Below are 12,131 nucleotides of genomic sequence, written 5' to 3' on the forward strand. Positions count from 1 at the left end.
TATTGCTCTCAAATTATACTATTAATATAGAAAGTTATATCCCATCTTCCATGTCCATGACCATTCTGTATCTCTTCCATTAAGATCATATTCAACAACTGCATTTAAGTCTTGATAATTTGGGTAATAGAGCAAATATGCTGTATTTATTACACCAGAATCTGGATTATTATAATATTTAAAGCTATATTTAGATGAAGAAGCACCTGCCTGCAAGGTATCTTTCTTTTGAAATAATGCAAAATCAGTTCCTACAGTAGGTGTTATCCCTTTGAATTTAGGCAATTCCAAAGATACAGAAATCGGAAACCCTTCGGTCTTTGCTACGATTGTGCTTGATGGCGTCCAATCTGTTAATGTTGCTTTCTTGTTGTCTTTTGTAATTTCCCATTCAAAGCTTCTTAACCCAATTCCAGCTCCTGGGGTTTTAATTCTAGCATTACTTTGCATATCCAGATACCATAAGTCAGAATCTGAATCATTCGAGTATCCTTTAACCACTCCGTAGCCCTCTGTATAACTGTTACCTAAATTTTTGGTGAAGACCATTTTTGAGAATAACCTGTGATAGAGGCCCTTGTACTAAACAGATTAATATTGTCTGCAATAGGAATATTCATATGACGCCCCCTTTCGTATACTTTAAAAGTAGTTTTATATCTGGAGGGTACAATAGACGTCCTTTAAAATTCATGCCAACCTTGTAATCTTATTTTTTAAAAACATTGTGCATTTTGTTTTCGTTTCTACGATAGCATGTCGCTACAAATGTAGTCAAGATTGAAATTTCGACATCTTTTGTCATTTTTTAAAATGGTTTATGTTTTACACAAAACTACTGCGATAACTTAACTTTACAGAAGGCTTTTTTTTTGATATTATAAGTTAAATTTAGGGTGAAATTTCTTTACCGATATTTTAGTTTGATTTATTGTTATGACGATGTTTATTCAGGTTCTTTTTTACAAAAGGGCTTTTTTTGTAAAAAAATGCTTTCGTGAAGGTGAGGCGCAAAAAGTGAAGGGATATATGCAAATTGTGTCAGGGGTATATTTTTTAATTGTTGCCGTAGGTCTTTTTTTGTGGATACATTTTTTTTCGGTGGACAGTTTAATAAATAATATGATTGCTGTTGTATTGGGTTTGATTGTTTTATGGTTTTTATTGCTTTATTTTGTTATGAAGAGCAAAGTAAGACCAAGTAACAAAAAAGAGGAGGATAAATGATGAATGAGCGGGTAAATAAAATGCTGGAATATAACCGAGTATTTGTAGATAATGAGCTTTTTTCAAAATATGCAACGTCGAAATATCCTGATCGTAAAATAGCGATTTTATCCTGTATGGATACCAGAATGACGGAGCTTTTACCGGCGGCTTTGGGATTTAAAAATGGTGATGTAAAAATCATAAAAAATGCAGGTGGGCAAATCAGCCATCCTTATGGCAGTGTGATTTTTAGTTTGCTGGTTGCAATTTACGAACTGGGTGTAGATACGGTATTGGTAATCGGTCATGATGATTGCGGTGTGAGAATTTTGGATGGAGAGAAAATTGTAGAAAAAATGAAATCCAAAGGAATTACCCAAGAGGCTTTGGATGAAGCGGAACGAAATCACCGAAATCCCATTGAGTGGATGACAGGATTTGGGGATGTTTGCCAGGCAGTGGAAAAAACCATGGGAATCATAAAAACACATCCGTTGATTCATAGCGGCGTAGAGGTTTACGGCTTTGTCATGAACCCTGAGACTGGTGAGGTTCGGCAAGTTCAGCATGTGTAGGCAGTTTTTATGGCGGCAAATGGAAGATAGCAAGGCGGTTCAAAAAATTATGGGTGAAATACACAGAAAAACCCCCAATATTGAATTGCCGGAAATTCTACGCCCATCCAATGAAATCCCATATCTATTGGTATCCAACGAGGGGAAAACCACAGCAACTGTAGGACATTGGGGGTTTCAAATCCAAAACGGAAAATTGATTTATAATGCAAGGCAGGAGACAGCATTGTCAAAAAAACTATTTCAAAGTTGTTTTGAACATGGTCGATGTATTGTCCCGGCACATAGTTTTTTTGAGTGGGATCAGAACCATCATTGCTTTGAATTCTCCATGAACAACAAGAGTTTACTCTATTTTGCGGCTTTATTTCGAAACCAAGGAGCGGAAACGCAAATTGTGATATTAACTACCCATAGCAGGGGAACGGTGGAAGAGGTTCATCACCGAATGCCATTAATATTAGATGAAAATGAACTACGTGTATGGCTTTATGACCCTTCTGCCTCTGAATTTTTGTTATCTCAAGGAGTCCGTGTATTAAAAAAAGAATATGTAAAAGGATAGAAAAGGCTTGAGAAAATCTTAAGTCTTTTTTACGAGGAGAAAAAGTGTAGAAAAGTATGATACAATTGGTTTAAGCGGAGATATATTATCTGATATTAAAACAATATAAGAGCGTTGTAAAAAAAGAAATTTTGGGTATTTTTAATCGTATATAAAATAAACAGGAGGCTTTCTATGAATGTAACTTATTTGAATCACAGCGGGTTTTTAGTGGAGACACAAAATAAAGTTCTTGTATTCGATTATTATTCTCAAGGGGGACGTTTTGATTATTTTAACCCTGAAAATTATCAGGGGAAGGATATTGTTTTTTTTGTATCCCATAGTCATAATGACCATTTTGATGCAAAAATATTGGATTGGGCTAAAACGGTGTCTTATGTGATTTCTGATGAAACGAGCCTCACTTCGGATTTTCAGGGGGAAGGTCTATACGTGAAACCCCATGCAACCTATGAATTCCACGGAATGCAGATCGAAACATTGCTTTCCAATGATGAAGGCGTTGCTTTTGCGGTAGAGGTGGACGGAAAGATGATCTATCATGCTGGGGATTTAAATTGGTGGCATTGGAATGGAGAAGGCAAAGAATTTAATGACGAAATCGCCAAGAGTTATAAGGGAGAAATTCAAAAAATAAAGGGCAAAAAATTTGATTTGGCATTTATTCCTGCGGATTTGCGTCTGGAAGATAAATATTGTTGGGCAACTGATTATTTTATGCAGGAAGTTGGGGCGGCTGCTGTTTTCCCCATGCATTTTTGGGGTAGGTTTGATGTCTGTGGGATGTTAAAAGAAAAAAACTATGGGGATAAAATACAGAATATTACGAAAGAAAACCAAAAATTTGAGTTTTGAAGCAAAAATAACTTGGAGGAGAATTAAGTTTTTCCACGAAGAGGTGTTTTGAAGGATTGAAACTTACCTTAGTCAGAGAAGGTACAGATCTCTGCCTTTTGATGTGTAGTCAATGAAAATTGGGAGTGACAGAGTATGAAGGGCAAAAATTGGCGGGAATATCAGCCCCCGAGAAAACAGAAAAAACGGCGTAGGCGCAGAAAAGTCAGATTGCAGGCAAAGCTGATATTATTGCTTTTTCTTTTTGTATTGGGATATGTTGGATTTCAGCTTTATTTTCATTACAGTAAGCCGTATATCATAGGGTTGGATGCAGGCCACGGCGGTGTTGATACAGGCGCTGTGGGGGTGATCCGAGAAGTTGATTTGACGGAAAAAACAACGGCGAAGCTGGCAGAACTTCTGAAGGCAGATGGCCGCTTTCGGGTGGTGCTTTCTCGTAACGAAGGGGATGGGAAAAGCATTACCGATAGAAACAAATTGTTTCAAAGGGCAAAGCCAAGCCTAGTGCTTTCTATTCATGCAAATTCTGGTGAAGATGCATCTGCCTTTGGTTTTGAGTGTTATCCTTCGCCTCCGGGCAAAACAAACTATGAGGAAAGTTTGGTGTTTGCCCAATACATAGCGAAAGAAATGGAGGGGGCAGGAGCAAGACTTCGAGGGACTGATGGCATTAGATTTGGTTATTATGTTCCCGATGAAGAGGGAAATTCCGACAAGCTGTTGTTGGACTCCACAGATACGAAAATTTATGATTATGATACCTTTGGGATGCTAAAAAATATGACTTGTCCCGCTGTGCTGGTGGAGCAATGTTTTGTTACCAATCAGCAGGATGTGAATGATTTCGGCTCTGACGAGGGGTGTACAAAAGCTGCGGAGGCATACTACCATGGGATATGCAAGTATTTAGAGAGCTTGGAACATGGAGGGGAAAAATAACCTTCGATATTTATTTTTTTACTTTAGTTTTATAATACATTAAAACTTTAAATATTGTTTCAAATAAAAAAAGTCCCTATGCAAGGATTGATAAGACAAATCTTATATTCTGCAATAGGGCTTTTTCTATGATTTTACTTACCAAGGGCGGGTTATTTTACGTCTATTTGTTTTTCTTTTAAACGATAATTTGTTGTTTCTCTCAGCAATGTATAAACAACAGAGACAATCGGAATAAATACAATCATACCAATTACGCCAAATAAACTGCCACCAACGGTTATTGCCGCCAGAACCCATATGGATGGCAGACCAACAGAGCCGCCTACGATACGAGGGTAAATCAGGTTGCCTTCTATTTGTTGCAAAATCAGAAAGAGGATAACAAAGGTAAGAGCCTGTGCAGGACTTACGGTTAAAATCAGAAGGGTTCCGATAAGGCAACCGAAAAAAGCTCCGAAAATAGGTATCAAAGCAGTAAAAGTGATTAATACACCCACCAGTAATGCATAAGGAAAACGGAAAATAACCATTACAATGAAAAACATGGTACCTAAAATGACCGCGTCCAAGCATTGCCCGGTAAAAAAGTTTGTAAAAGTTCTGTGGGTTAGGCCGCAAATTTCGATTACTTGCTGGGCACGTTTTTCGGTTAAGAAAGCAAAAAGAAGTTTGCGACTTTGTCTGCCCAGGGTTTCTTTTTGCAAAAGAATATAACAGGCAAAGACAAAGGCGATAAAAAAAGTTGCAAAACCGCTTAAAATTCCTTTCGCAACACCAATGGTGGAATCAAAAAAGTTGCCAGCACCTGTTTTGAAAAAGTCCGCCACTGTTTTTATCAACTGCTGCCAATCAATTTTAATTCCATCCAACCAGGATAAGATATCAGGATAGGCAGCCAGAAGCCCCTTAAATTTCGTTACCAAGCGGGGAACTTTTTCGGGCAAGGATTGGGCTAAATCGGTAACGGTAGTAGCCAATTGCGGCAATACCATGGCAGTTACCACAAACAATAGAGCAAGCACCAAGATGATAGACACAAGGAGGCTTATGGGGGTTGCCAATTTTTCCAGATGCTGTGCTTTTTTTCCTGTGGCTTGTTTTAAGGCCTTTGCAAAAAGCACTTTTCGAATACGCTCCATGGGAACACTTAGGATAAAGGCGATTGCACAACCTAAGATTAAAGGAAATAGGACATGCAGAATATAACCAATGGAACTTAATACAACATCAAAACGGTAAAGCCCAATAAGGAGGAGTATTGTAAAAACAATCAGCCCTCGTATTTTGCGAAGACTACTTCGATTTATTTCCAATTTTCAGCACCTACTTTCAAGTTTAGTATGGAGTTTAAAATTTGCTTTTGGGTCGTTTTACAAAAAATATATGGTGAGACAGGTGCCCAAAAACCTCAATGATTTACTTTATAATAATCAAATAATTTGAAATAGTATAGCATGTATAAAATGAAATGGCAATGTGTACCAACCCTAAAAAAATATCCCTATGTTGACCACTTTCTTGGGTTGTAGTATTCTTATATCAGAAAATCGTGAAAGTAATTGAGGGAAGTTTATGACCATTGATATTTTTAAAAATTTGATTTTAAATTTGTCTATGCTGGTAATTATAGCCCAGCTTTTAACAAAAACAACATTTATCAAGCAATTCATGTTTTCATACAAGACAGATATCAAGTCGAATATTGGTTTAGCGGTGATTTTTGGCTTGATTAGTGTTTTGTCTACCTACACAGGGATTAATGTCAACGGCGCCATTGTGAATACCCGCGTCATTGGGGTAATGTCAGGGGGGATTATTGGTGGGCCTATTGTTGGGATAGGTGCGGCAATTATTGGTGGATTGCACCGCTATTTTTTTGATGTTGGAGGATTTACAGCTACAGCATGTGCAATTTCAACATTCGTAGAGGGTACCATGGGGGTTTTGGCTTCAAAATATTTAAAGAGAAACAACTGGAAGAAGCAGGATATTTTTTTAATAGCCGCCTTAGCGGAAGTTTTTCAGATGGTTATTATTTTATTGGTGGCAAAGCCTTATGCTGCAGCCTTGGCTACGGTGAAAATCATTGCGCTACCCATGATTCTTTTTAATTCTTTGGGGATGGTTATTTTTATATCCGTATTTAATTCTATCTTTATTGAGCAGGACAATGAATCTGCAAAAAGAATTAAGCTGGCTTTTGATATTTCGGAACGGTGCCTGCCCTTTTTGAGAAAAGGAATGTATAATAAGGAAAATATGGATAAAGTCACAAAAATGATCTTGGAAAATTCCAGGGATGGCGGCGTAGTTATTACAGATAAAGAGAGAATCCTCAGCTATCAATGTGATGAGGTGTTGCTGAAAGAAGAATACACACAAAGAGGTTTACCGGAAATTGCGCGCAGGGTAATTGCGGCGGATGGGGTAAAAATAGCTGAGATTGCAGAAGAGAATGATATTTTTTATGAGCATTTAAAAAAATTTACCATTGTTGGAGCGCCGCTTCACAGCAAAGGTAGCGTGGTAGGAGTTATCTTGGTATTTACAAAAAAGTTTAAAATCTCTATTCAAACGGATCGGGACTTTGTAGATGGTTTGTCTAAGCTTTTTTCTACCCAGCTGGAGTTGCTAGAAGCACAGAAGCAGCGAGAGTTATTGCAAAAGGCTGAATTTAAGGCGTTGCAATCTCAAATCAATCCTCATTTTTTGTTTAATGCTTTAAATACCATTACGGCCTTTTGTCGTGAAAAGCCGGAAAAAGCAAGGGAACTGCTCATTGTGTTAAGCACTTATTTTAGAAATACGCTGAATACAAATCAATATATGATTGATATTTATGATGAATTTTCCCATGTGGATTCCTATTTGCAGTTGGAAAAGGCAAGGTTTGAGGATAGGTTGACGTTGGTTATGGATGTTCCTACCGATCTTAACTGCAACGTACCCAGTTTCATATTGCAGCCCATTGTAGAAAATGCAGTGAAGCATGGGGCGATGAAACGCAGTACAGGTAAGGTTGAGGTTAGGGTGCGTCAAACAGAGGAATTGGTTATAATTTCAGTAAAGGATTCTGGGTATGGAATCCCGGAGGAAATTATAAATGCACTTCATAATGATACATTGGATAGCACAAGAGTAGGACTTTCCAATGTGGACAAAAGACTACGAAGTATCTACGGGGAAAAATACGGGTTAGACATTCAATCATCACCGGAGGGGACGGAAATTAACATAAGAATTCCATTGAACAAGGGGGCGGAAACGGATGAAAATAGCAATCGTGGATGATGAAAGGCCATCCAGAAGTGAGTTACGGCATTTGATTACCCATTGCTTGCCGGAAGCAGAAATTATGGAAGCAAGTTCCGGAGAAGAGGCTATGGAATTATTTTTAAAAGAGGACTTTGATTTAATTTTTATGGATATCAATTTAGGGGACATAGATGGGACAACCTTAGCCGCCATGGCAAAAAAGGCCCAGCCTAAGGTGGAGATTGTTTTTGCTACTGCATACAATAGCTATGCGGAAAAGGCATTTGATATTGATGCCCTAAATTATATTTTAAAGCCTTTTGACCCCAAAAGAATTGAACAGACGGTTCAGCGTTATATGAAAAAGTGCAATAAAGAAAATAATGGGAGGGAAATGGCTAAGGAAGAAGAAAAATCACCTATTTCAAAAATTTCCATTAACTGCGATAAAAAGATGATATTGGTTGACATTTCTGACATTGTATATATTGAAACGGGGAAGCGTGCTTGTATTTTACATGCCAAAGGAAAGTCATTTACGGCGGCTTGTTCCATGAATTCTTTTGAAGAACGGTTGAAAGAAAACGGCTTTTTTCGTATCCATAAAAGCTACTTGATCAATTTGAAATATGTGATTGAAATTTATCCTTGGTTCAACAACACCACATGCGTAAAGATGCAGGGCTACGAAAAGGAAATTTTGACGGTAGGCAGAAATCAGATAAAAGAATTGAAACAACTTTTTAGTATGTAGCCTTTTATTGGCAGTAAAAGGTGATATATTTTATAAAAGTTTTGTGAGGGTCTTGTGCCTTTTGAGAAAGGTTTGAGGCTCTTTTTTGTTGTTCTGAGAAAGACAGAAAGGCGATATCATTACGTTTTGTAATGAAATACTTCTGGTATAAAAGTAATGAGAAAATTTAGAAAAAATCCAAATATAAGTCTGCAGTAATAAAAAGTAAAAAACTGTAAGGCGAAAAGATGCAAGAAATGATAGAAATGGAATTTGTTTTATACTACATTCTTTATTTTTATTAAAAATGAATGAGAGACCAATGCATTTTGCACAGGCATTTTCACATTTTATACTTGGATTTTAACCAGTGACACTAAAAAACAGTACAAAATCAGAAAAATAGGCTATTCTTTTCCTATCAGCATGTTTCAAGAGGAATATGCAGCATGAGCCGTTTGAATATTCAGACGGCAAAAGTTCTGTCCTGAAGGACAGACGAACTTATAGTATATTAATCTTTAGAGGAAAGGAAGGAAAAATTATGATTAGTTTTTTCGTATGTCTTGCAATTCTTATCATTGGGTATTTATTGTACGGTGGTTTTGTTGAAAGAACCTTTAAACCCGATGACAGACCTACGCCGGCTACAACAATGGCGGATGGAACAGACTACGTAGTAATGAGCAACCCTAAAATTTTTCTGATCCAGCTGTTAAACATTGCAGGATTAGGGCCAATTTACGGTGCGATTGCAGGTGCTTTATGGGGGCCATCCGTATTTTTATGGATCACTTTCGGTACTATTTTTGCAGGTGGTGTGCATGATTACCTTTCGGGTATGATTTCCATGCGTCATAAAGGTACCAGTATTTCTGAAATTGTAGGTATCTATCTTGGACCCTTCATGAAAACAGTAATGCGTATTTTCTCTGTTGTATTACTTGTTTTAGTTGGTACTGTTTTTGCAACAGGCCCCTCCGCTTTGTTGGCAATGCTCACACCGGAAGCTTTCAATGCAAAATTCTGGCTGGTTGTTGTTATTGCATATTATTTCTTAGCCACATTAGTTCCCATTGATAAGTTGATCGGTAAAGTTTACCCCATCTTTGGTATTTGTCTTATCGTTATGGCCATTGGTGTAGCAGGGGGAATTATTATAAAGGGCTATACTATCCCTGAAATTACATTTACGAACCTTCATCCTAAGGGTACGGCGGTTTGGCCATTTATGTTTATTACAGTTGCTTGTGGTGCAATTTCCGGTTTCCACGCAACCCAGTCTCCTTTGATGGCTCGTTGTTTGGAACATGAAAGAGACGGTAGAAAAATTTTCTATGGTGCTATGGTTTGCGAGGGTATCATTGCTTTGATTTGGGCAGCGGCTGGTGTTGCGTTTTATGAAAGCACAGGCGGCTTACAGGAAGCAATTGCAAGACTTGGTGGCCAGGGCGGCGTTGTGTATGAAATCTGCAACTCTCTTCTTGGACCTCTAGGTGCTATTATCGCAATGGTTGGTGTGATTGCTTGCCCTATCTCTTCTGGTGATACCGCATTCAGAAGTGCTCGTTTGGTACTCTCTGACTGGTTTAAAATTGATCAGCACAAAATTAAAACCAGACTTGCAGTTACCATTCCACTGTTGGCAATTGGTGCACTTCTTTCTCAGCTTGACATTACAGTTATGTGGAGATATTTCTCTTGGAGCAACCAAACATTGGCTATGATTGCGCTATGGGCTGCCGCAGCTTACTTGCGTAAAAATCAAATTTTACCTTGGATTGCTGCCGTTCCTGCAACATTTATGTCAGCAGTCAGCTGTACTTATATTTTGATGGCTCCGGAAGGCTTTAAGTTAAGTGCGGCAATTTCTTACCCGGCAGGTATTATTTTCGCCATTGTCTGTTTAGGCTTGTTTATTGTTAAGGTTATGAAAAAAGCACCTAACATGGAACAGGGCGTGGCGCAGGATATGTGATATATAAAACAGATTTCTAAAAACTCTCCGATGGGTCAGCGAAACTCTTTGTAGAAAAAGCTTAGTGCTTCCCAGCTTTTTTCAATATACGAAAGATAAAAGCCCGATTGCTTTGAAAATCATTGCAATACGGGCTTAATTTTTTAAAAATAGTTGTTTTTATTAGTATGTTTCATTTGAAAGAGAAACAGAGGAAAAGGTATACTCAAAAAGATAGAAATGATGATATTTCTAAAATCATAGGCGAAAAAGGGCGGAGGTCTCAGTAAAAGCCTTAGGAAAAAGGGCTTTACAGCGGACAAGTTTGCGTATAAACTATTAGGTATATTGGGCTTGTTAGATTATGATGTGAAAGGAAGTATGAATCATGGAAATTAGAACGAGATTCGCGCCCAGCCCCACAGGATATATGCATATCGGGAACCTGCGTACGGCGCTATATGAATATTTAATTGCAAAATCTCAAGGCGGTAAGTTTATTTTGCGTATTGAGGATACAGACCAGGAACGCTATGTAGAAGGGGCAACGGATATTATTTATAATACCCTGAAAATGACAGGTTTGCACCATGATGAAGGCCCTGACGTAGGGGGGGACTATGGCCCTTATGTACAGAGTGAAAGAATGGGAATGTACATGGATTTTGCCAAGGAATTGGTGGAAAAAGGACAGGCGTACTATTGTTTTTGTACCAAAGAGCGGTTGGAATCTTTAAAGGAAAACAATGCAGAAGGCTCTGCCTTTGCGAAGTATGACCGTCATTGCTACAATTTGCCAAAAGAAGAGGTGCAGGCAAAACTGGATGCGGGAGAGCCTTTTGTTATTCGTCAGAAAATGCCCGAAGAAGGGACAACTGCTTTTCAGGATATGGTTTATGGCGAAATAACGGTGGAGAACAAAGAGCTGGATGACCAGATTTTGATGAAAGCCGATGGATTCCCTACCTACAATTTTGCCAACGTTGTGGATGACCATTTGATGAAGATTACCCATGTTGTAAGAGGCAGCGAATATTTATCCTCTACGCCAAAGTATAACCTATTATATCAGGCTTTTGGTTGGGATGCACCGGTATATGTGCATTTGCCTGCTGTTATGCGAGATGCCCACCACAAACTTTCCAAACGCCATGGAGACAAGTCTTTTGAAGATTTGATTAGAGCAGGATATTTGGTGGAAGCCATTGTAAATTATATTGCATTGTTAGGTTGGAGTCCTTCTGATAATACAGAGATATTTACATTGAAAGAACTGGAAGAAAAGTTCCATATTGAAGGGTTAAGCAAATCGCCAGCCATCTTTGATATTAAAAAATTGACATGGATGAACGGCGAATATATGAAAGCCATGGATTTTGAGAAGTTTTTTGCTTTGGCGGAGCCAAAATTAAATGAAGCATTGGCGGGAACCCAGTTGGATTTCAGAAAAATTGCGGTACTTTTGCAAAAACGTTTGGAAACGTTGAATGACATTCCTCATCTGGTTGCCTTTTTCAAGGAGCTGCCCGTGTATGGTACAGAATTGTATACCCATAAGAAGATGAAAACGAATGATGACATTGCTCTGGCAAGTTTGCAGGCGGCAATTCCTGTTTTAGAGGGCTTGGAAGAGTGGAACGAAACAGCAATTCATGATTGTTTGATGGCATTGGTTGGTGAATTGGGCATCAAGAATGGTCAGTTATTATGGCCTGTAAGAACTGCTCTTTCCGGTGAACCGACTTCCCCCGGTGGCGCCATTGAATTAGCCGATATTTTGGGAAAAGCGGAGACAATTCGTCGCTTACAAAATGGTGTTTCTCTTTTGAGTAAATAATAAAAACAGAGGAAGAACTTCTTCCCCAAAAAACAAAAGCCTGTATTGTAAGGATTTATAAATCAAATCCAAGCAATTGGGCTTTTTTTATTGCTCATTTTTCAACCTTCTAAGAAGTAACATTTTAAAAATATTTGGGGATGGTAATAATTTTATGAAAATTTTTTCTCCTATTTTATGTTAAGAATCTGTACCTG

At 38.2% G+C, this 12,131-nt stretch carries 11 protein-coding genes; 9 read left to right on the top strand and 2 right to left on the bottom strand.

The features are described 5' to 3' along the window. Positions 1 to 21: 21 nt before the first annotated feature. Entirely contained in the window at positions 22 to 501 is a 480-nt protein-coding gene (locus tag P9Q65_RS03345) for a hypothetical protein (protein WP_304507808.1), read from the bottom strand. A gap of 516 nt (positions 502 to 1,017) precedes the next feature. On the opposite strand from P9Q65_RS03345, the gene P9Q65_RS03350 reads away from it, so the two are divergent. From P9Q65_RS03350 to P9Q65_RS03370, 5 genes are all read left to right on the top strand, one after another. Further along, positions 1,018 to 1,227, top strand: coding sequence for a hypothetical protein (locus P9Q65_RS03350; protein ID WP_304507810.1), 210 nt, complete (start codon positions 1,018 to 1,020; stop codon positions 1,225 to 1,227). Further along, positions 1,224 to 1,784, top strand: coding sequence for a beta-class carbonic anhydrase (locus tag P9Q65_RS03355; protein ID WP_304507811.1), 561 nt, complete (start codon positions 1,224 to 1,226; stop codon positions 1,782 to 1,784). The genes P9Q65_RS03350 and P9Q65_RS03355 overlap by 4 nt, the downstream gene beginning before the upstream one ends. A 49-nt stretch (positions 1,785 to 1,833) precedes the next feature. Further along, positions 1,834 to 2,349: an SOS response-associated peptidase family protein gene (locus P9Q65_RS03360; RefSeq protein ID WP_304507812.1), complete on the top strand. Its 516-nt coding sequence runs from the start codon at positions 1,834 to 1,836 to the stop codon at positions 2,347 to 2,349. A gap of 174 nt (positions 2,350 to 2,523) precedes the next feature. Beyond that, positions 2,524 to 3,207, top strand: coding sequence for an MBL fold metallo-hydrolase (locus P9Q65_RS03365; protein WP_304507813.1), 684 nt, complete (start codon positions 2,524 to 2,526; stop codon positions 3,205 to 3,207). A 135-nt stretch (positions 3,208 to 3,342) separates the two neighbouring features. Further along, a complete protein-coding gene (locus tag P9Q65_RS03370) occupies positions 3,343 to 4,149 on the top strand; it encodes an N-acetylmuramoyl-L-alanine amidase family protein (RefSeq protein ID WP_304507814.1) in 807 nt (268 codons plus the stop codon). A gap of 152 nt (positions 4,150 to 4,301) precedes the next feature. On the opposite strand, the gene P9Q65_RS03375 is transcribed toward P9Q65_RS03370, so the two are convergent. Continuing rightward, positions 4,302 to 5,465 carry an AI-2E family transporter gene (locus P9Q65_RS03375; protein ID WP_304507815.1) on the bottom strand — a complete coding sequence of 388 codons (1,164 nt, stop codon included), beginning with the start codon at positions 5,463 to 5,465 and terminating at the stop codon, positions 4,302 to 4,304. Between the two features lie 259 nt (positions 5,466 to 5,724). On the opposite strand from P9Q65_RS03375, the gene P9Q65_RS03380 reads away from it, so the two are divergent. The 4 genes from P9Q65_RS03380 (at position 5,725) to gltX (ending at position 11,934) form a co-directional block, all read left to right on the top strand. Continuing rightward, complete coding sequence (locus P9Q65_RS03380; RefSeq protein WP_304507817.1) at positions 5,725 to 7,443, top strand: LytS/YhcK type 5TM receptor domain-containing protein; 1,719 nt, start codon at positions 5,725 to 5,727, stop codon at positions 7,441 to 7,443. Next, positions 7,421 to 8,161: a LytR/AlgR family response regulator transcription factor gene (locus tag P9Q65_RS03385; protein ID WP_304507818.1), complete on the top strand. Its 741-nt coding sequence runs from the start codon at positions 7,421 to 7,423 to the stop codon at positions 8,159 to 8,161. The genes P9Q65_RS03380 and P9Q65_RS03385 overlap by 23 nt, the downstream gene beginning before the upstream one ends. 523 nt (positions 8,162 to 8,684) lie before the next feature. Further along, a complete protein-coding gene (locus P9Q65_RS03390; RefSeq protein WP_304507820.1) occupies positions 8,685 to 10,118 on the top strand; it encodes a carbon starvation CstA family protein in 1,434 nt (477 codons plus the stop codon). A 364-nt stretch (positions 10,119 to 10,482) separates the two neighbouring features. Then, complete coding sequence (gene gltX, locus P9Q65_RS03395; protein WP_334307195.1) at positions 10,483 to 11,934, top strand: glutamate--tRNA ligase; 1,452 nt, start codon at positions 10,483 to 10,485, stop codon at positions 11,932 to 11,934. Positions 11,935 to 12,131: the final 197 nt, after the last annotated feature.

The organism is Anaerotignum sp., assembly GCF_030625865.1.
Lineage (GTDB): Bacteria > Bacillota > Clostridia > Lachnospirales > Anaerotignaceae > Chakrabartyella.

Excerpts from the sequence above, each read along its gene's own strand:
- P9Q65_RS03355 (WP_304507811.1), top strand. The coding sequence starts at position 1,224 with ATGATGAATGAGCGGGTAAATAAAATGCTGGAATATAACCGAGTATTT.
- P9Q65_RS03360 (WP_304507812.1), top strand. The coding sequence starts at position 1,834 with ATGGGTGAAATACACAGAAAAACCCCCAATATTGAATTGCCGGAAATT.
- P9Q65_RS03370 (WP_304507814.1), top strand. The coding sequence starts at position 3,343 with ATGAAGGGCAAAAATTGGCGGGAATATCAGCCCCCGAGAAAACAGAAA.
- P9Q65_RS03385 (WP_304507818.1), top strand. The coding sequence starts at position 7,421 with ATGAAAATAGCAATCGTGGATGATGAAAGGCCATCCAGAAGTGAGTTA.
- P9Q65_RS03380 (WP_304507817.1), top strand. The coding sequence starts at position 5,725 with ATGACCATTGATATTTTTAAAAATTTGATTTTAAATTTGTCTATGCTG.
- P9Q65_RS03390 (WP_304507820.1), top strand. The coding sequence starts at position 8,685 with ATGATTAGTTTTTTCGTATGTCTTGCAATTCTTATCATTGGGTATTTA.
- P9Q65_RS03365 (WP_304507813.1), top strand. The coding sequence starts at position 2,524 with ATGAATGTAACTTATTTGAATCACAGCGGGTTTTTAGTGGAGACACAA.